Source organism: uncultured Campylobacter sp., from assembly GCF_938017705.1.
Classification (GTDB): Bacteria; Campylobacterota; Campylobacteria; order Campylobacterales; family Campylobacteraceae; genus Campylobacter_B.
Genome location: NZ_CALIIS010000029.1, coordinates 1 through 21,022 on the forward strand (window position 1 = coordinate 1; position 21,022 = coordinate 21,022).

General features: G+C 44.5%; 16 protein-coding genes and 1 pseudogene. 6 read left to right on the forward strand and 11 right to left on the reverse strand.

Features of this window, described 5'->3' with window-relative positions:
- A pseudogene (locus Q0605_RS01525) lies at window positions 1-585 on the reverse strand (potassium transporter TrkA); the annotation flags it as partial.
- A gap of 292 nt (window positions 586-877) precedes the next feature.
- Entirely contained in the window at window positions 878-3,196 is a 2,319-nt protein-coding gene (locus Q0605_RS01530) for a TonB-dependent receptor (protein WP_298703634.1), read from the reverse strand.
- Window positions 3,197-3,422: 226 nt separating this feature from the next.
- On the opposite strand from Q0605_RS01530, the gene Q0605_RS01535 reads away from it, so the two are divergent.
- Window positions 3,423-4,256: a YihY family inner membrane protein gene (locus Q0605_RS01535; protein ID WP_298703610.1), complete on the forward strand. Its 834-nt coding sequence runs from the start codon at window positions 3,423-3,425 to the stop codon at window positions 4,254-4,256.
- Window positions 4,257-4,442: 186 nt separating this feature from the next.
- Window positions 4,443-4,928 (forward strand): hypothetical protein, encoded by a 486-nt coding sequence (locus Q0605_RS01540; protein ID WP_298703612.1) that lies wholly within the window; start codon window positions 4,443-4,445, stop codon window positions 4,926-4,928.
- A gap of 72 nt (window positions 4,929-5,000) precedes the next feature.
- On the opposite strand, the gene Q0605_RS01545 is transcribed toward Q0605_RS01540, so the two are convergent.
- The 6 genes from Q0605_RS01545 to Q0605_RS01570 form a co-directional block, all read right to left on the reverse strand.
- Window positions 5,001-5,237 (reverse strand): hypothetical protein, encoded by a 237-nt coding sequence (locus tag Q0605_RS01545; protein WP_298703614.1) that lies wholly within the window; start codon window positions 5,235-5,237, stop codon window positions 5,001-5,003.
- A 238-nt stretch (window positions 5,238-5,475) separates the two neighbouring features.
- Complete coding sequence (locus Q0605_RS01550; protein ID WP_298703616.1) at window positions 5,476-6,231, reverse strand: septal ring lytic transglycosylase RlpA family protein; 756 nt, start codon at window positions 6,229-6,231, stop codon at window positions 5,476-5,478.
- 13 nt (window positions 6,232-6,244) lie between these two features.
- The gene (locus Q0605_RS01555; RefSeq protein WP_297882548.1) at window positions 6,245-7,243 is read right to left on the reverse strand and encodes a lytic transglycosylase domain-containing protein; all 999 of its coding nucleotides are present in this window, start codon (window positions 7,241-7,243) and stop codon (window positions 6,245-6,247) included.
- On the reverse strand, window positions 7,240-8,037 hold the full coding sequence (locus Q0605_RS01560; protein ID WP_298703618.1) for a TatD family hydrolase: 798 nt from the start codon (window positions 8,035-8,037) through the stop codon (window positions 7,240-7,242). Before Q0605_RS01560 ends, Q0605_RS01555 begins: the two co-directional genes overlap by 4 nt.
- 125 nt (window positions 8,038-8,162) lie before the next feature.
- Complete coding sequence (locus Q0605_RS01565; RefSeq protein ID WP_298703620.1) at window positions 8,163-9,686, reverse strand: AAA family ATPase; 1,524 nt, start codon at window positions 9,684-9,686, stop codon at window positions 8,163-8,165.
- A complete protein-coding gene (locus Q0605_RS01570; protein WP_298703622.1) occupies window positions 9,680-10,555 on the reverse strand; it encodes an NAD(+) kinase in 876 nt (291 codons plus the stop codon). The genes Q0605_RS01565 and Q0605_RS01570 overlap by 7 nt, the downstream gene beginning before the upstream one ends.
- Window positions 10,556-10,638: 83 nt before the next feature.
- On the opposite strand from Q0605_RS01570, the gene aspS reads away from it, so the two are divergent.
- The 4 genes from aspS (at window position 10,639) to ppa (ending at window position 14,137) form a co-directional block, all read left to right on the forward strand.
- A complete protein-coding gene (aspS, locus tag Q0605_RS01575; RefSeq protein ID WP_298703624.1) occupies window positions 10,639-12,393 on the forward strand; it encodes an aspartate--tRNA ligase in 1,755 nt (584 codons plus the stop codon).
- Window positions 12,390-12,971, forward strand: a complete 582-nt coding sequence (locus Q0605_RS01580; RefSeq protein ID WP_295151487.1) for an adenylate kinase — start codon at window positions 12,390-12,392, stop codon at window positions 12,969-12,971. The genes aspS and Q0605_RS01580 overlap by 4 nt, the downstream gene beginning before the upstream one ends.
- 281 nt (window positions 12,972-13,252) lie before the next feature.
- Entirely contained in the window at window positions 13,253-13,609 is a 357-nt protein-coding gene (locus Q0605_RS01585) for a NirD/YgiW/YdeI family stress tolerance protein (RefSeq protein ID WP_298703627.1), read from the forward strand.
- 9 nt (window positions 13,610-13,618) lie between these two features.
- Window positions 13,619-14,137, forward strand: a complete 519-nt coding sequence (ppa, locus tag Q0605_RS01590; protein ID WP_297896257.1) for an inorganic diphosphatase — start codon at window positions 13,619-13,621, stop codon at window positions 14,135-14,137.
- A gap of 570 nt (window positions 14,138-14,707) precedes the next feature.
- On the opposite strand, the gene Q0605_RS01595 is transcribed toward ppa, so the two are convergent.
- From Q0605_RS01595 to Q0605_RS01605, 3 genes are all read right to left on the reverse strand, one after another.
- Complete coding sequence (locus Q0605_RS01595; RefSeq protein ID WP_298703629.1) at window positions 14,708-17,677, reverse strand: TonB-dependent receptor; 2,970 nt, start codon at window positions 17,675-17,677, stop codon at window positions 14,708-14,710.
- Between the two features lie 504 nt (window positions 17,678-18,181).
- A complete protein-coding gene (locus Q0605_RS01600; protein ID WP_298703631.1) occupies window positions 18,182-20,263 on the reverse strand; it encodes an RNA degradosome polyphosphate kinase in 2,082 nt (693 codons plus the stop codon).
- Window positions 20,264-20,714: 451 nt separating this feature from the next.
- A partial coding sequence (locus Q0605_RS01605) for a hypothetical protein (RefSeq protein WP_298703632.1) occupies window positions 20,715-21,022 on the reverse strand: 308 nt, incomplete at its 5' end.

Here is a 21,022-nt window from a genome sequence, read left to right on the forward strand (position 1 = left end):
CGAGCCGGGCGTCGTTACGATGTAATTATTGTGACGGTAGATCATCGGAATTTGATATTTGACATTAGAAAGCGTACTGATTTTTTTATACGCAAACGAGCTTCCTACGGGCACTTTTACCTCCATTATCTCTCCGCGCCCAAGCCCAATGTTATCAGCAAAAACGGGGCTATCGGGCAAAAAGCCGATGAAGCGCGAAGAATTTAGCGCGAGGGTATTTACGATTTTTACGTGAGCTTCATTTTTATTTTCGCGCAAAAGTCCCCAAAAATCAGCCACATAAAGCTCTAAATTCGGAGCGAGCGTCTTTAAATTTTCAAGCGTTACTTTGGTGTCAAATTCATCCTCCATTATCACTATGCAGCGGTCAAATTCCTCTTCTGCTAGCACCACGCGTAACCGTTCAATGCTAGTAGGATCAAAAATCTCGACCGAAAAATTTGACTCGTTTTCAAGCTCTGCGGGCACGGCATCCGTATTTTTAGCTATGACGCGATATGATCTGATGACATCTTTGATTTTACAAACTTTGGATAAAAAATGGCGTGCAAACTTTCCGCTTGCGATGATTAAAACTTGTTTCATTGCTCTCCGTTTCGTGGTTTTGCAAAGATTATAACCAAAAACGGCTAAATTTTAAACCGCGCGCGGATAAATTTTTGCAGGCAAGCTGAGGCGCGGCGACTTAAAATTTTAAGATCGAAATTTTAAAATCAAGGTTTGAAATTCCAAAAACGAGGCTTAAATTTTAAAATATATTAAAACCAAGCCTCGTTAAATTTAATCTCGCCGCTTAGGGCAATAAAATTTCATAAATTTAAAAGCGGCGCTATAACCATTCGCGCCGCTGAAGTAGAAATTTTAAACCCACTAGCTTTTAAAATTTCACCTCCGCAGAGAGCATAAAGCTTCTGCTTTCGCCCAGCGTTACGCCGTTTGCTGAGCCTAGCACGCTAGTTACGTTAAGTCCGCCCGCACCGTCGGCGCTAGCAGGATACATTCCCGCCCAGTATTTTTTGTTAAATACGTTATTTACGTTGAAGCGCAGCGTGGTCTTATCGCCCAAAAGATGCTCGCTCGTATATCTGACGCCGATATCGGTAACGAAAAAGCTAGGAGTGTGCTGAGTGTTTAGATCGTCCAGATACATCTTGCCGGTGTAGTGGAAATTTGTGCTGATCGCAAGCTTATTGGTGCCAGGGATCACGTAATCAAACATCAAATTTGCATTGAGCTTAGGGATGCCGTTTGCGACCTTGCGATTAGCGCCCTCGATGCTTACGTTATGCATCTTAGGATCGATGTAGGTAAAGCCTCCGAGCACGCTTAAATTTTCAGTGATTCGTCCGCCGCTCATAAACTCAAATCCACGGTTGCGCTGCTCACCGTTTATGCCGTAGATTCCAGTAGAGCTATTTAAGTAGGCGATAGGTCTGCGGATATCAAAATACGCTACGCTAAAATCGATCATATCGGCTACGCGGATCTTAGCACCGATCTCGTGCTGCTTGGAGCGATACGGCGACGTAGAGGCGACCTCGCCCGCATATGGGCTGCTCGCCGGATAAACATAGGTAGAGCCCTGCTGTAAGCTATCTGCATAGGTGTAATAGATGCTGGCATCCTCTATCGGATGGAAGATCAAACTGCCCGCCCAGCTATAGCCAGAATCGCTATAGGCTTTTACAAGTCTTTGTTGGCGATCATCGTAAGACTCCTGTCTCATCCACGCCTTAGATGCGCTTAACATTACGTCAAATTTATCGTTTATCGTGATATCATCTAGCACCGAGACGTTATACATATCCAAAACCGCATAGTGATACAGACCGCTTCCGCGCTTAGCGCCAGTGTAATTTAGAATTTTAGGATCGTAGATATTGCCTATAGTAGGCGAGGTGTAGTTGGTGCTTGCGTTTTTATATCTATCCTGCGTCCAGTGATATCCGTTGGTCTGCACGCTAAAATCGTGCCCTACGCTACCCGTGTCAAACTGCGTGTTGGCCTTGAGATAGCCGCTTGGCAGGTCGAATCGATATGCTGCCGTAGCACCGCCGCTGTGTTGAGCATAATAATCGCCCGGCTTCGTCCATTTCGCGTTTGGATTAGCTACACATATAGGAGGCTTTTTATTATTCGGTAAAGCAGCATAATTGGCGCAATCAAACCCTTCGGGAAGCAAATAGTTTACGACGCCGTGAGTATCACGATCGGTGCGCTGAAACTGAAAGCCGCCCTCGAAATATAGCCTATCCGTCGGCGAGTATTTAAATTTAGCGCTTGCGGTAGTGGTTTTTAGACGCATACCCCCAAAGCTCTGTCCTAATCCGCGCTCTGAGGAATCTACTGCCCTTGGAAGCGTAATTCCGTCCGTAATCTTGCCGTCTTTTACGCCGAGGGCAAACTGCCCCGCAAAGCCCTTGGTATTGTGCTCGTAATAGCTCGCCGCGGTTTCAAACGTTAGATCGCCCGTAGGATAAAATTCCATCGTGACGCTGGCTAAGCGGCGCTGCAAATTTGAACCCTTTGGCTGTCTGTCGCCGTTGGATCCGTAAAACACCGTGCGGTAGCCGAATTTTTCAAATTTATCGGATAGATCAAGACCAAGACCTAGGTTGCTTCGCGACATATAATCGCTCCAAATTATGTATTGATCTTTTACGGGGCGCTTGCGCGTGTAACTGAAAATCCCGACCGGATTTTGCGCGCCGTAGAGCGAGCCTGCGACGCCGTTTTGCACCTGAAAGCTCTCAAACATCGCCATCGGAATCGCCGTCGTCGAAATCGTATAAAAGCCGTCCCAGAAACTATTGCCTACGACGCTACCTTCAAAGCCGCGCGTCTGCGGGCGTCCGACCGTAGCACCGCCGCGCATCTGAATCTGCGCGGACGGGAAGTATTTGACTGCCTCCTCGTAGCCGGTGACGCCTTGGTGATTCATGATCTCCTTGCTGATCGTGTTGATCTGATAGGGAAGATCCAAAGCGCGCTTGCCCGCAAGGATACCATGCTGCACGTTTTTGCTCAAAAAGCCCTCGTCGATACCGCTCTCGCTGATATTATCGCCGACGGAATTTACCTCGATTACGCCCATATTCTGCGACTTTTCAGGCGCAGAATTACCGCCACTTTGCGCTGCAGCCAAACTACCGCATAGTAGGCACATACATGCCGCTAATGAAATTTTAAATTTCATCGTTTTCCTTCGTTCCATTATTTTCCCTTCGTTATGGATATATTTAATATTATTTTTTAGCATATTAGAAAAACTTTCCTAAATTTAGGCTAAATTCGAGATATAAATTTATATATTTGTAGTCGCATTTTTTAGCTTTAAATTTCATAGACGATATACCGCGATACAAAAGAAAAATTGTGCAAATTTATATGAAATTCTAAAATTTTAATGTAAAATCGCCCGTATGAAAAAACTAATACCGGCGCTTATGCAAGTGCAAAACCGACTCAAAAATTTTTTCCGCCTCTACGATACCGAGCTCATGCACCATGCATCAAGCCTTAGCTTTCACACGATTCTGGCGCTACTGCCGGTGCTGATGGTCTCGCTTAGCGTTTTTATGCAGCTGCCAAGCTTCAAAGGCTACTACGACAAGATTATGGGCTTTATCTTTTCAAACTTCCTGCCTGCAAATCAAGCGAGCATGGCACACTATATCGAGGAATTTATGGCTAACGGCCTAAGCCTTGGCGTAACGGGCTTTTGTGCAGTGTTAGTTACGTCGGTGCTGTTTTTCGGGGACTTTGAAGCGATTATCGCGCGCATTTCGCATTCACCCGAGCGAAGCTTTTTTAAGAGCCTAAGCACCTACTGGACGCTGATGACGCTCGCTCCCGTGGGGCTTGGAGCATCGTTTTATATCAGCGGCGAGCTTCAGGAGCTACTAAATAAAACCGAGCTTACAAGCTGGATAAATTTGCTTAAAATTCTACCCTACTTAATCGTTTGGGGGATCTTTGCGATTACTTATGCTACGGCGATCAACCGCGAGATCCGCGCAAAAGCGGTGCTTGCCTCATCGCTCGTAGCATCGATTTTATGGTGGCTTTCGAGACTGGTTTTCGCGCAATACGTCTTTTATAACAAAACCTATCTTAGCATCTACGGCTCGTTTTCGGTCGCGCTATTTTTCTTTCTGTGGATCTACATAAGCTGGATTTTCTACCTATACGGCGTGAAATTCTGCGTATTTTTGGACGCTAAATTTAAAAGAGGTGGCGAGCTACAAAGCGCCTGAAATTTTTTAATTTCATAACGAATTTTACGAAAGGTTATAGTAAAAATTGACGATAATCGCATATAAATTGGCAGCTTTAACGATAAGTTCTCGTCAGTAAAAGGATTAAAATTTGAAATCTCGTCTTTGTTCGGTCTGTATACGAGCAAGCTACTTTAAATTATAGAATTTCTCAAGGAGGGCTAGATGGCGTTTGTAGCAGAATATATTTCTAAAGAGGACTTGGAGAAATATGATATTTTAAGCAATATGAACGAGCTATTGATGAAACACAATTACACATACCCAATCCAGGATAATGATACCGATTGGATGAATTGGGTTATCGATAAGCAAAGAGATGCTTGGCTTATTCATGTATGTTTGGCATCTATGCCGGATCCACGAGATGGCTATACGGGCGAGGATATTTGGTTGTTTCATTATAAAGGTAGAGATATCGAGCTTGATATAAGGCGAATTTATGACGAGACTACAAGTAAAATGCTCGTAGACAATCCGTTTTTTATCAAATATAAGCTAGAAAGTATAAATTCCAGCACTTACGGAATTTCATTGGACGAGCTTTATAAAATTTTAAAAGAAGCTCTAGCAGAATACGGCAATCGTGGTATTAGAGGTAGAGAAAATTTACCAAAAGAACACGAAGTCGTAACTTTTCTACACGATTAAAATCCAAAGAACCGAAGAGCTGCGTTTAAACACATCTAATATTTCACTATCAAATTTAAATTTTCTACTGCGCTATAAAACGCCCCACTCTTTTTTATATTCGTTTATTATCTCATCGGGCGTTCTTTCTCCCTTATCGACCCTGATAAGATCGATTATATCTTGCTCGTTTGCAAACATACCCTCTATCGCGTGGTTACAGATGATAGATCTGTTTTGCTCGTATTGTTCTGCGCTCAGCTCGTCTTTATATTTTTCAAGTATAGCCAAACTCTTTTCTAAACTATAAGCTTCCGGATATTTTTGCATGCTTTATCCCCTATCAATATAGAAATTTTATCAGCCACGGTGTCCTATTAAAAAGCAAAACTCAAGCGGGCAGGCGCACTTTTTGCTACGAATAGCTTGCAAGTAGTTCGCACTTCGCCGCAGCTAAAGCAGATAACTATTAGATGACGAGAAATTTTACTACAAGTAGCTCACAAATAAATTTAACAAAACCCTTATCAAGCAAAAAAACGAAGGTAAAAGCCGTCAAATAAAACTGCTACTCCCTTACGATGAAAGCTCCAGTAAACTTGCCATTATGCGCGAAATCTCTCGCCTCATCCTCGCTTTTAAATCCACTTAAAAAGACGCGATAAATCGGCGCGCCATCTATGCTAAATTCTTTGATGATCGCAGGATATCCCGCCGTGCCGTGGTAATCGCGCTGATAAATTTGTGCGCCGCTTCTGTTTCTAAACGCACCGATTTGCACCATGAAATTTCCGCCGACAATGGTTGCTTTCGGCGAGCCTTTGGCGATAGTATGCCCATAAAAGCCCACTACTTCGAGTTTTACCGGCGCCGTACCTTTGGCAAATACGCCTACTAAATTAGCAGCTGTTTTGCTAAGATCGATGATGCGACCATCCACGAATGGACCGCGATCGTTGATGCGCACGGTTGCGGTAGCGCCGGTGTCGCGGTTCATAACCTTTACCATAGTATTCATTGGATAGGTTTTGTGCGCGGCGGTCATGCCGTTCATATCGTAAATTTCGCCGTTTGAGGTGTATTTGCCATGAAAATTCGGCCCATACCAGCTGGCGATGCCGATTTGAGTGTCACCGACGCTTACTTGCTCTGGATAGTAGGTTTTGCCGTTGATTTTATAAGGGCGCATGGTGGCGGGAGAGTTTTTGCCGATCTTGCCCGCACCGCCCGCAGACGATCTAGACGACGGTGCGGTGCGAAACGAGCAACCGGCAAGAATCAGCGCAAAAAGCGCACTAAAAAGAGCGATTTTCTGGTACGACACCTACGATCCGATCTTATTTGTTGAATTTTATATTATTTAGCGCTATTTCGTTTTTGTCTTTGAGGCTAAGCTCGTTCGCCAAACCTGCTAACACGCGTCCTGGCTTGCGCTGTTTCAGACGTGGTTCATACGCTTGAAACGCGCCTTGATTGACGACAAATTCTGCATATTTGCTTTGTGGGATATAAAAGAAGTACTTGCCGTTAAGCGGCGAAATTCCGTTTTTAATATGCGCGTTGTAATCCTGCATCTGCGACGGCGAAATTCCGATCTGTTTTGCAACCGCGCTTAGCTTTGTGCCTGGAGCTACTGCGATACGCTTTAGTCCCCACGGCTCGCTTTCAAAAAGCAGAATTTTACGCATATTTTCATTTTGAGCAATGTAAGCGTATTTAATAATGCGCTTGATAAAATTCTTAGTCTCATTAGGAAGTGCGGGGCTTTTTAGCAAGCGATCCAGATCATCGCTGCCAGTAGCTGCAATCGCATTTTTAAGCTTTTGATCGCCACAATTATATGCCATTAGCGCTAAATACCACTTGCCAAAATTTTGCTTCAGATGCAAAATATACGAAAATGCAGCATCCGTAGAGGCTGCGGGATCGCGACGCTCATCTACGGCACTATCTACTCTAAGACCGAAATTTTTCGCAGTTGCCGGCATCAGCTGCCACATACCACCTGCGCTAGCGCCCGAAGTTACGGTGTTTTTAAGATGAGATTCTACCATTGCCAAATACAATAAGAATTCCGGAGCTTCAATGTTATCAACCTCGGATTTGACTAAGTAGGCATTGTGCGACTGCGAAGTCACGATATGCTTAAACTGCTTGCGATCGCTTGCATTGATCGCACGGAATATGCCCGCAACTACGTTTTTGCTCGATTCGTTATTTTCGATGCCGAATTGATTTAAAATATAGTCGTGATTTGCGCGCATCAGACCGGGCTGGCTCGCAAACGCTTCGCCCACTAAAAGTAGGGCTAGCAGTATAAATTTTATGGCTTTCATATCTCTCCTTTGATTTTATCGCCAAAAAGCCTACAGGCGTTTTGAGTCGTTATTGCTTCGACCTCTTCTACGCTTAGGCTTAAAATTTCCGCGACTTTTTCTACCACGAGTCTCGTAAATGCAGGCTCGTTGCGCTCGCCGCGATGCGGATGCGGGGTTAGATAGGGTGCATCCGTCTCGATTAAAAGGCGCTCTTGCGGAATTTGCGGTAAGATCTCAGCTAAGTTTTTTGCATTTTTGAATGTCAAAACTCCGCCGATACCGAAGTAAAATCCGTATTCGCTAAGACCTAGCAAAAGCTTGCTGGCATTGAAGCAGTGTAAAACACCGCCGCATAAATCGCCGGCGCGATCTTTTAGAATTCCAAAGCTATCTTCGTTTGCTTCTCGGATATGGACTATAAGTGGTTTTTGAAGTTGTGCTGCTAGATCGATTTGTGAGATGAAAGCGTCTTTTTGGCGGGAGATTTCTAAGGCTTTGGTTTCCTTGCTCTCTTGCTGCTTAAGTCTGAAGTAATCAAGCCCGCATTCGCCAACGCCCACGCATTTGGGATCGTCAGCATACCGCTTCAGCACCTCCATATCGAAAGAATCTATCTCGTATGGATGTACCCCTACGGCAAAATACACATTATCCCGTGCATGCGAAATTTTACATGCCTTATCTAGGTCTGCTACATCGGCACCGGGAATGATGATGCTGCGCACGCCTGCAATCGTGGCGCGCTCAATCACCGCGTCTAAATCGGTATCGAAACTAGCATCGTCTAAATGGCAATGTGTATCTATAATCATAAAACTCACTTGATAAAATTTTTCGAAGCGGATTTTACGTCGTTTTGCAAAATCACACTTAAATTTAAATTAAACGCGGTATTGTAGCAAAAAATTTCAGATTTAAACTTAAGCTTAAAATTCCTTCAGCTTTGCCTTAGTTTTTTAGCGAATTCCAGGGCTTCTGCAGTAATAGTCTCACCGCTTATCATACGAGCTAGCTCTGTTATTTTTTCATTTTCGCTTAATAATCTCACACTAGATTTGCCGTTCGTTTTACTTACTAAAAAGTGTGACGCAGCCTTTGAGCTAAGCTGCGGCTGGTGCGAGATCGCAAAAATTTGATAAAATTTTGAAATTTTTACCAGCACGTTTGCGATACTCATCGCCTCTTTTCCGCTTAAATTTGAATCAATCTCGTCTAAGATTAAAATTCCCTCGCCGTTATTTGTAAGCTCCAAGCTTGCCGCGATGAAAGCAAGGCGCAGGCGGTTCGTTTCGCCCGAGCTTAAATTTTTAAATTCCGTCTTGCACAAGCTGACGCAAATTTCGTCTGTGCCGCACTCACTAAGCGCCGTAGGCTTAAAACCAAGCTCCACTCCGTCCATATAAAGCTGCCTTAGATAGGAATTTATCAGATCCTCGAGCCGTTTTTTAGCGCCCTTGCGAGCCTCGCTAATTTTTTCGGCAAGGGTAGCGGTGCTTTCGCTAAGGCGTTTAAATTCCGTTTGTAGCTTGGTTTTTTCAAAGCTTAACTGCTCGTAATGCTCAAGCTCTTTCTTGCGCGCTTCAAGCGTAGCTAAAGCCTCTTCTATGCTTCCGTAGCGCCTATTTAGCGCACTAAGAGCTTCGATGCGATCTAAAATTTTCTCTATGTCGATATTTTCAAGCTCGTCTAAATTCAAGCTTTCTTGCTTTAGCCGCAGCTCGTTCATCGCATCCTCAAAAAACGCGCTATCCAGCCCGCTAAGACTTAGCGCTTCGATGACGCTGCGTTCCAGCTCAAAAACGCCCTGCGCTCTAGCCCAAAGCTCCTCGATCTTATCTTTTTTACTAAGCTTTTTTTTGATCTGCAAAAGCTCGTTGTATTCACCGATTTTAGGCGATACGCGCTCTATTTTTTCAATCTCGAAGCGAGCAAATTCCTTTAACTCCTCGATCTTGCGCTCTTGATCTAAAATTTCATCCAGCTGCTTTTTTGTGCGGCTAAATTCCGCAAAGGCGCCCTGAAGCTCCGATAGGCTTTGCGCGTGTGCCGTATCTTTTTTTGCGGCGATAAAATCAAGTAGTTTTAGCAAGCTGTCGCTACTCATTTCGCCGGCGTTTTTCGCGCCTAAAAATTTCACGTATTCGCCGGCGATCGTGCTTAGATTTTTTTTTGAGACCGATTGGGAATTTATAAAGTATCGCAAGCTACGCTCTTTTAGAACGCGAAAAATATTTGGCGTATCGTTTATCAAGCCGAAATTTTCCATATCAAATTGATGCTCTACGTCCGCTTCTATGAGCTCAGCCTCGCATTCGTTAAGACCGAACACCGCTAAAATCGCACCTATTAATACCGATTTACCCGCGCCGCTGATACCAGTAAATACGCTAAGCCCCGGACCAAAACTAAGCTCGCTCTCACAAAAACCTAGATTATTTTTAATATAAATTCTTTCTAGCATCCGCCGTGCCCCCATCTGAGTTTGGCTTTTAAAACGTCGAAATAATCGTAGCTTCTGCGTTTTATTAAATTTACCTTGGCGTGTGAAATTTTAACGCTTACGCTGTGAAATTCCGCCATATCAAAAACGTCTTGTCCATCGATGACGACGCTAACTTCGGAGCTTCCGGCGTTTTTGAAACTTACGAGATATTCTTTTGGTAGGATCAAAGGCCGCTGCGTCAGGCTATGCGAGCAGATTGGCGTGACGCAAAACACGTCGCACAGCGGATAGACGATAGATCCGTTCGCGCTCATATTATACGCGGTCGAGCCCACGGCGGAGCTTACGATCACGCCGTCTCCGTAGTAGGTGTTGAAATATTTTCTATTTAAAAATGCGTCGATCTTCGCCATCGAGGAGATATGGCTGCGGGTGATTACGACGTCGTTAAATGCGGTCTTGCGGACGATCTTGCCGCTGCCGTTTTCTAGTATCACTTCGAGCAAAAACGGGCGCTCGATCTCGTATTCGCCGCGCAGAAATTCCTTCAAAAATTTTGCAAATTCGCTCGGCTGCACGTCTGTTAAAAAGCCCAGAGTGCCCGCGTTAATACCCAAAATAAAGGCGTTTTTGTCGCTTAGTAGCCTCGCAAGCCCGATGAGCGTACCGTCGCCGCCGAGGCTAATTAAAAAATTGGTCTTTTTTAAAATTTCTGCAAGCGTATGCGACTCAAGGCCGAAAAATTCTGCTCCGTCCTCTTCAAGCAAAAGCTCAATACCTTGCGCTTTTAAAATTTCGCAAATTTGCTCCACGACGGGGCGAATCTCTTCTGATTTTTTGGCTATTAGTCCCGCGAATTTAATGTTTTTATGAATTTTGTTTTCCATAGTTTTATTTTATAAAAAATTAGCTTTGTAAAAGCAAAATTTAACTATACTTGCGTTTCACAAATAATTTTAAAGGAGTAAATTTGCGAAGTCATTATTGCGCCGATTTGAGTAAAAACGATATCGGCAAAAGTGTAACCGTGTGCGGATGGGTAAATTCTTATCGCGACCACGGCGGCGTTATTTTTATAGATTTGCGCGACCGAAGCGGCCTGCTTCAGCTCGTGTGCGATCCAAAAGATAGCAAAAAAGCGTATGAAATTGCAAACGAAGTACGAAACGAATTTGTCCTAAAAGCCGTCGGCAAGATCCGAGCTCGCGGTGAGGGGCTGGAAAATCCAAATTTAAAAACCGGCGACATCGAAGTCGTGGTAGAAGACCTACAGATCGAAAATCCAAGCAAGCCGCTTCCTTTCGTAATCGGCGATAAAAGCGTCAATGAAGAAACGAAGCTGAAATACCGCTTTTTGGATCTGCGCGCTGAGGGAAGCTTCGATAAATTTAAGATGCGCTCGAAGGCTGCGATCGCCGCGCGAAACGCGCTCGATAGGCTGGGCTTTGTAGAGGTCGAAACGCCGATCTTAACGCGCGCGACGCCTGAGGGCGCTAGGGACTATCTGGTGCCTAGCCGCGTCTATCCGGGCAGCTTCTACGCGCTTCCGCAAAGTCCGCAGCTTTTCAAACAGCTTTTGATGTGCTCGGGCTTTGATAAATACTTCCAGATCGCGCGCTGCTTCCGCGACGAAGACCTGCGCGCCGACCGCCAGCCGGAATTTACGCAGATCGATATCGAGATGAGCTTCAACACTCAATACGACGTAATGAGCGTAGCCGAGGAGGTTTTAAAGGACATTTTCAAATCCTGCGGCCGCGAGATCGTCACCCCTTTTAGACATATGGAGTATAAGGACGCGATGGAGCTTTACGGCAGCGACAAACCCGATCTGCGCTACGATATGCCTTTCATCGACGTAGCCGATATTTTTGAAAAATCTAGCAATGAAATTTTTTCAAATTTAGCCAAAGACCGCAAGGCTAACCGCGTAAAAGCGCTCAAAGTCGAGGGCGGCGATCTGAAATTTAGCAAGCGGCAGATGCAAGGCTTTGAGGAATACGTTAAAAAATTCGGCGCGCAGGGACTTGCATTCATTCAGGTAAAAGAGGACGGACTAAAGGGACCGCTGGTAAAATTCTTTGAAAAAAGCGAGCTCGATGAGCTTATCAAGCGCTGCGAGCTAAAAGTTGGCGACGTCGTATTTTTCGGCGCGGGCAAAAAGAAAATCGTGCTTGATTATATGGGCAGATTTAGAATTTTCCTCGCAAACGAGCTTGGTCTGATCGATCCGAATAGACTTGAGTTTTTGTGGGTCGTAAATTTCCCTATGTTTGAGCAAAACGACGACGGCAGCTACTCTGCGATGCACCATCCTTTCACTATGCCGAACAATCCCGATGAGCCCGATTTGGAGGATATCACGTCGATCGCCTACGACGTCGTGTTAAACGGCATCGAGCTTGGCGGCGGCAGTATCAGGATCCACAAAGCGGACATTCAAGAAAAGGTCTTTAGGCTGCTTAAGATCGAGCCTGCGGAGCAGAGGGAGAAATTCGGCTTCCTGCTCGATGCGCTAAGCTTCGGCGCGCCTCCGCACGGAGGTATCGCGATCGGCTTTGATAGGCTGATGATGCTCGTTACCGGCTCAAGCAGTATCCGCGAGGTTATCGCGTTTCCTAAAACGCAGCGCGCGCAGTGTCCGCTCACCAAAGCTCCTAGCGTCGTTACAGACGAGCAGCTTCGCGAGCTAGGTCTTAGGCTTCATAAGAAGGAGCAAAAATGAAAAGCCTTTTTCTAATCATTGGCGCTCCTGGCAGCGGCAAAACGACCGATGCGAGCATGATCGCTCAGATGAATCAAAGCATCGAGCACTACTCCACGGGCGATCTGCTACGCGCCGAGGTAGCAAGCGGCAGCGCTCTTGGTAGGCAGATAGACGGCTTCATCTCTAAAGGCAATCTCGTGCCGCTTGATATCGTCGTAAATGCTATCGTTAGCGCGATTAAGAGCTCGCCTAAAGATTTCATCATCATCGACGGCTATCCAAGAAGCGTCGAGCAGATGAATAAGCTAGACGAGGTGCTGCGAGGAGACGATGATGTAAATCTTAGCGCGGTAATCGAGGTATGCGTTAGCGAGGAGGTCGCCAAGGAGCGTGTTTTAGGACGCGCTCGCGGAGCAGACGATAACGAGGAGGTCTTTAAAAACCGCATGGCGGTATTTTCAGAGCCGATCGAGGATATCCGTAAATTTTACGGCGACGCGGGCGTATTTTACAGCGTAAACGGCGAGCGCACGGTCGAGGAGATCGTAGCGGACATAAACGCTATAATCGCCGCGCAGATCGAAAAACTGGGCTAGCGCGCTTGGATGGCGGCTTAAATTTAAAGCGCACCCAGCTTCTTTTTCGTATTGCAAGCGGCGCAGATCGTGGATCGCACTTAAATTTAATGCGCCTCCGAAGTGAGCGCGCTTTGAAATTTATAGCTTGCCGTTGCGCTAGATAGCCAAATTTCAAGCGTAAATTTAAGCAGCTCGCCGTGTTGTAAATTTAAATGCGATCGTCAAATGCAAGCAGCTCTTAAATTTAATGAAATTTCGGATCTGTTTGCAAATGCAGAGATTAAAATTTAAGGATGGATATGGTTAGAAAATTTTTAATTAGTATGGCTTTATGTGCGGCTGCATTCGGCGCTGGCGGGTTTGTGGCAAGCGGCTCCGCGGCGCAAACTCAACCGTCAAGCGTCAAAGAAGCGCTTAAATTAAGAGATGATTCTTTTGTCACGATCGACGGCAGGATAAAATCTCAACTCAAACACGAGCATTATAGATTTGTGGATCAAAACGGCGATAGCATCGAGGTCGAGATCGACGATGACGTTTGGCGCGGCGTGAGCGTGGATGAAAATACGCTCGTGCGAATTAGCGGCGAGATCGATAAAGATTTTACAAAAACGACGATAGACGTAAAAAATATCAAAATTTTAAATTCTAAATAAAGGAAAACTATGGATCTTTCAAAGATAAAAGTGGGCTCAAACCCCGATAAAATCAACGCAGTGATCGAAATCCCTTACGGCTCGAACATCAAATACGAGATCGACAAAGCAAGCGGCGCACTCTGCGTAGATCGCGTGCTATACGGCGCGATGTTTTACCCTGCAAATTACGGCTTCGTGCCTAATACCTTGGCAGACGACGGCGATCCTGCAGACGTTTTGGTGCTAAACGAATACCCGCTTGCCGCAGGCAGCGTGATCCCGTGCCGCCTAATCGGCGTTTTGATGATGGAGGACGAAAGCGGAATGGACGAGAAGCTGCTTGCCGTGCCGGTTAGCAAGATCGATCCGCGATATGAGGGCATTAAATCTATCTCCGATCTGCCTAAAGCGACGCTGGATAAGATCAAAAATTTTTTCGAAACCTACAAGCTTTTAGAGCCGAATAAATGGGTCAAAGTAAAGGATTTTGCAAGCGCCGCCGAGGCCGAGAAAATCCTAGACAAAGCGATTAAGGCTTATAAATAATACATTTTTGCGCGCTCGGCGCTAAAATTTAATCAAAATTTGACCGATCCGCTCGGTCAAATTTATCGTTAAATTTTAATTCTATAAATTTTCAAATTTTCAAATATCTTAAATTCCGCGCAAATTTTACCTGAAGCCTGCGCTTGGTTTTTATCACTCGTTTTTCGGCGGCTAAGTAGTCTGGATTATTTAAATAAAATTTTTTAAAACTACATTGCGCGAAATGGTGCGACGAGGATCGGAGCTCTACAAACTAATGGCAGAAAAATTCCGTGGGCCAAAATGTTTCATAGAGATCGCAGTTAAAATTAAAATTCGCTATCTTGATTTTGAAAGAGATCGCGGACGTCATTGCAAAATTATAAAGCTGATGTCATCACAGAAAAAAGCCTTTGGGCTACCGCGCTACGTAAAATTTTAAAATTTACACGTTAGTTACATAAAATTTGAAAATCTAAATGATACCAAATGATTTACTATAGCCATCCTTTTTAAATTTACTAATAAATCTATAAATTTTGATTCCAAAAGCTTTCGTTTTAATAAGACATCAAACACCTGGTTAAATTTTTAAAACTGAAACTCCCATGTGAGTTTATAGTTCCTACCCGGCGAGTAAAAGCGGTTGATGCCAAGTCCTGTTTCTTGATCTATCAGATTGCTAGTTCCAAAAGGCCTTATTGATCTGACACTTTCCCAAGTGATATATTTGCGATCGGTTATATTATAAACGCCCGCTCGAAGCGTCAGATATTTGATCGGCTTGGCGTAGGTTACGAAATCGAGCGTCGTATATCCGCCGCTCCTCCATTCCACCTCGCTATTTCTTACGGGTTTGCCGTTTACGATTTTGCCGCCTAGATACTGCTCGTACCAATACATATTGTAGGTATCTCTCGCCTTTTTCGCAGCTACCGCAGTTACGAACAGATCCGCGCCGTATTTATCGCCCGGGCTTTGATAGCCTACGCTATAAACCGCCGTTCGCGGCTGGATCGCATTCATCGGCGTATCGGTTTTGCCGTGACCTATATCCATTCTGCCTTTTTGAATACTTAGCTTATATCCTATATGAAAGCCCTGTAGAGGCTGCCAAATTTGATCCAAAAATAGCTTCGATTCGATCTCTATTCCTCTAACCCTCGCTTTCGGACGATTTACGTTTTGATACACGGAGGTAGGCAGCCTGCTTCCGCCGTTTCCGTAAGGAAGCTGGAATTCCCCCTTATATTGTAAATCTATAAAATTCCTATAATCCGTCTGGAATAAATTTAAAGTGACGAAGCTAGGCGAATTATGAAGAGTAAATGCTATCTCTTTGGTTTTTGCGGTTTCTTTTTTCAAATCCAAATTCGGATATATCGAAAAATCGGGGTGCTGAAACGTGAAGTAAATTTCATCCGAGGTAGGAGCTCTAAATCCGTTTGCGTATTTAAGCTGAATTCTAAAAAAATCGAGCGGATCGATATTCGTAGATAAAGAATATGAGTTTGCCGAATACTTTCTCTTTTGCGAAGCCAAATACACGGCGTTGGCTTCGGCGTTAGCATCTCTATGAGCTTTTATCTCGTCGTTAGACGGAGTGCCCGGAAGCGGCGTGTATGGAACGAACATCCCGATAAACAGATCGGTCGGAATTTTAGGCGTAACGCCTGGGGTATATGATGGATTGTGTTTAACCTTATCATACCTATAATTAAGATCAAAGGCTAAAACATCGTTTATACGAAAGTCATCTCCCACATAAAGCGCTCCGGTTTTGGTCTCAACCGGAATAAGGAAGCTAAAAGGATCATCTTCGTGACCGCAAAGCGATACGTAGTCGTTTCCGTTGTATAATTTACACTTATCGGCATACCAAGTGCCTAGTATAGGAAAAGACGGATTGGTATTTGATATGCCGAAAAAGGTATTCGCCCACCATTGTTTATTAATGGGACCGTATCCTTGTCTATTTACCATTCGCTTATCGCTTTTGCTATAAAGACCCCCGTAGCTTAAGGTATGCTCGGTGCTTTTTATATTAAAATCCTTGGTAAGATCTAGATTGAATTGCTTCGTATCGGTGATTAGATCCCTATCTTTCCAGTTATTATCCACAAATCCGTGTTGAGTAGGCAGCAAAAGGTAATCGCCGTTGCTGTCTTTCGGGTTTATTACCGCATAATTTCCTTTGCCGTTAGGCGTAGGCGTAGGGGTAAGATCGTAGTGTTGATAACTCCACGTATTCATATCGAATAGATCGATACCTTTGGAGCAGTCGTAGTTATCGCAATTGACTAAAACATCCGAGACGCTGCCTCTCATAGTGTTTTCTTGCCCGTCGTAAATATCGGTATCCAGCTCCTCTCCGCGGCTATCCGTTACTATCGGCATAAAGCCCCATTTTAGCCCTTGCTTCAGCTCGCCTCCGTATTTATCCACTAACTTTCCGTTTTCTAAATGAAGCCCCGCGGGATTTGAAATCCCCGCGCAATTATCACCCTCGCAATACTCATCCGTTCTCGATTTTAGTTTGATATGCTGCTTGTTGTAGCTAAATTTCAAGCTATCCCATAAAGGCGTTTCGTCGAAATTTTCGTAAGTGAACGAATAGTTTTTTCTTTCGCTTCTATCGTTGGTATGTCGTATGTCATTAGTTAGAGCACCCCAAGGAGTTTGCGTATTATAAAGAGCAAATTGATTCGACCAGTCTATTCCCTCTGATTTTATATTAGACTTATCGTATCCTAAGCTAAATCTATCGGTATCGGTAGGCTGAAAGCCAAATTTTACCAATGTGCTTTTTTTGTAAATTCTATAAGGATCAGGTTTTTCTCTAACTTTTCTTATAACAGTAGGATCATATTTTTTATAACCCCAGTTTTTTAGTTCATGTCCTTCTCTATCGGTGTGAATAGCCAAGAGATCAAACCATTTAAACCGAACTGCAGCTGCGTGGCTTTGCCAGTTTTGTCTATCCGCACTTTGATACCCGCGCCTAAATCCGTAATACCAATCCTTCTCCGTTAGATAATCTCTCGCATCCTTTGTCTCAAACGCCACAGAACCACCTAGCGCGCCCGAGCCTCTTTTTACCGAATCTGCACCTTTAGTGATATCTACCTGTCTTACGTTTTCAACCTCAACGCCGTTTCTAGTGTTATTAAAGTTTCCATATCCTTCAAATAGATCTTTAAAACCTTGCGAGCTTAACGTTTCTGCTTGGCGAAGTCCATCAATACTTATATCTACACGATTTTCATCTACTCCACGGATCGAGTAGCCACTAGCACCGAATCTTCCACTTTCGACAACTGAAACGCCGGTTTCGTGACGAACCATATCTCTACTGTCGCTAACTTGCTCTTTGGCGAGTTGCTTGGCGCTCTTTTTTGTTTCGCCGACTTTTTTGGTAAGCGGGTCGCTTTCTACGTTTCCCGTAACATTGATCTGCCCCAAATTTTGGGAGTTACCTTCGCTATCATCCTGTGCAGTTAAAGTGGCCGCGCATAAACAAAGCGCTCCCGCCGCTGCAATGGAAAACCTAAATAAGCTCATTTTGATCCTTTTATAATATTATTTCTCATATGCGTTATTAAAAGCGGCGATATATTAGTGAAAAATTCTTTAAATTTAAATTAAAAAGAATTTATTTATCATTTATAATTATAGCGCTTAATTTAATTTAAAGAAATCCCAGCCTTACGCTTTTGTATATTAAATTTATATTTTTTAAAATTACAAATTTTTACTTTAAATTTTAAAGTTATTCATGAAATACTAAACGATGATGGGGTAAATAAATTTTGAAATTTTAACTTGAGAAATTTCAAAATTTTATCATAAGTAGGCGGAATTTTATCTACGCACGTAGTATTTCGGGCATCATGCGGGCCGGCATTTTTACGAAGCTACGTCCTGCAAAATTTATAAAATTTCGAATTTCCGTAAATTCTACTCGCGCGTTCACGGCATAAAATTTCATACTCCGCTTTTTACAAGCTCGGCTTGCGCGCAGGCTTAATGCGTTGCTAGCCCTAGCGCAAACCGAACAGAACCGCGTTAGCTCTCTTTCAAAAGCTTGGTTAGCGCCGTGCCGCTTTCGTCGTGTTTGCGGATATTTTTATAAATTTTATTGAAATAAATTTCTAAAAATTCCTGATCGTCGATCTTGCCTTCGCCCTTTTTCGGCACGATCTTTCGGTACTCGCCGCTGCTTTGTAGCTCGAATGCGAGCTCGTTATCGCTTAGCTGAAGTTTTAAAATTTCTTTGAGCTTGTTTTGCAAATTTTCGTTGTAAATCGGGCTCATTAGCTCCAGTCTGCGCTCTAAATTTCGCGGCATCCAATCCGCGCTCGCTATGTATAGGCTGGGCTGCGCGTGTGCGAAGTAAAAAATTCTAGCGTGCTCCAGGTATTTGCCGACGATCGAGATCACGCGGATATTTTCGCTAACGCCCTTAAGCGCCGGGCGCAAGCAGCAGATGCCGCGCACGATAAGATCGATCTTTACGCCCGCAGCGCTTGCTTTATACAGCGCCTTGATCATATCGCCGTCGACAAGAGCGTTCATCTTAGCGATGATCCTACCGGCAGAGCCTTTTTTCTCCTCGTTTTTTATCATCGCTAAAAGCCGCTCTTTGATCTGCATCGGCGACATAGAGAGGTTGTCGAGCTTGCGATTTTTGTTGTAGCCCGAGAGGATGTGGAAGAAATTCGTCGTGTCCTTATCAAAGCGATCTCCGCAGGTAAAAAAGCTCACGTCGGTGTAAATTTTAGCGCTCGAGCCGTTGTAGTTGCCCGTGCCTAGGTGGATATAAAATTTTAGCTTGCCGTCCTCTTTTTTGATGATCTGGGTTACCTTGGCGTGGACTTTAAAGCCAGTGATACCGTAGATTACGTGCGCGCCTGCGTCTTCGAGCGCCTTCGCCCAGTGCAGGTTGTTTTCCTCATCAAATCTCGCCTTAAGCTCGACCATCACCGTTACCTGCTTACCGTCGCTTGCGGCCTCGATCAGGCTTTGAACGATCGGGGAGTTTTTCTCCACCCGGTACAGCGTCATGCGGATCGAGATGACCTTGGGATCCTTGGCGGCCTCTTTGATGAGCTTTTGGACAGGATCGAAGCTCTCGTAAGGATGGATCAGCAGGATATCCTCCTTCTCCATCGCGCTCATAACGGAGGTGTTTTCGTTAAAGGGGGGCAGCGTCTTTGGCAGATACTGAGGATGGGCTAGAAAGGAAAAATCCTTATTGGAAGCGATCTCCCAAAGCCCGTCCAGCGTAAGCGGCACGGCGCATTCATATATATCTTTGTAAAAAATTTTAAGATGGGAATTTAGAAATTCTAAAAGCTCGGCATCGGCGTCCTTTTCGATCTGGAGCCGCACAAAAGCCCCCTTGCGGCGCAGTTTAAGCCCCGCTTCTAAAATCATCATAAAATCGTCCGCTTCCTCCTCTTCGATCACGATGTCGGCGTTTCGCGTGACGCGGAAAGCTGCGGAGCTGATGAGCTTGTAGCCCGGGAAAATTTCCTCCGCATGGCGCTTTACGATGGTGCCGATCGGCACGTAGGTGTTTTGCGCGACCTGCACGAAACGCGGGATCACGCGCGGAATTCTAATCATTCCAAAATGCACCGACTCGGGCGCGCCCTCGTCGCAGAGCTTGACTGCGAGGGAGAAGCTGAGATTGTTTAGATGTGGGAAAGGATGGGTCGCATCCACTGCGATCGGGACGATTACTGGCATTATCTGCGAGAAGAAAAACTCGTCCGCCACCGGCTTCAGCTCGGGCTGTAGCTCGTCGTAACTTTTGATAAAAAGCCCGTTTTTGCAAAGCTCTTTTTGGATGCCGAAATACTGCTGCTCAAGCTCGGTTTGTTCGTTTCTTAGATAGGAGCGGATCGCGCGCAGCTGCTCAAGAGGCGTCATCTCGTCATCGCCGCTGGTTATAACGCCGGCGGTAAAAAGCTGCTTCAAGCCCGCCACGCGGATCATATAAAATTCGTCTAAATTCGTGCTGTAAATCGCTAGGAATTTTAATTTCTCAATTAGCGGGATATCCTTTTTGCATTGTTCTAGCACGCGGGTATTGAAGCGCAGCCAACTTAGCTCGCGGTTTATAAAATTATTTTGTGTTTGCATAAAAACTCCTTTTTGAATATTAATTCTAAGATTATAGCCCAATTAAGATTAAATTTTAAAGTCCGAATTTCATGAGCTTGCAAGTGGGGTAATTTAGTATTTAAAATTCTGCCCTAATTCCCTATTTTTCCTAAATCCTTGCACATTTGCGCATTGCCGTCTTTGCAGCCCAGCTTTAAATACCGCCTAAATATAAAATTTACTCTTTCTCCTCCTCGCTCATACCTAGTACCCATTTGCACGCTTGTTTTATTGCGAGTTAAAAATAGCGCTTTCATTTCAGCCGCTCTAAACGATATAAATTTGAATCAGAAAACGACGTAAATTTTATCTTTTACTAGCGCTACGCTTTGGTTGCGCTCTGCCGCGGCTTGCGTTGTTAAAGACGCCGAAATTGCTGGATAGAATTCTTTAATTATCGCTCTTTGCCCTTCTTCGGATTTGCCATCTTTTACTCCTTGGTTGAATTTGCGTCGTATTTATCGCTTATTTCCCAAAAGGCTTTTTTCGCACACTTTACGGGATCGTGTTCCTCCTGATCTCGTAAGCAGTTTTCTAAAGCCGTCTTTAGCGCACAAGACTTTAGTTTAAATATTCTTTCTTCTTCCAAGCGCTCTGAATATTTTTCGCAAGCTATAGCGTAATTATGCGCCGCTCTTTTGACATTGCCTCTTATCGCAATATCATGAATTCCTAGGTTAAAACAAGAGGCTGCGATACCCGCCTTGCAGGATTTTTCTAAGGGCACAAAAGCCGCTT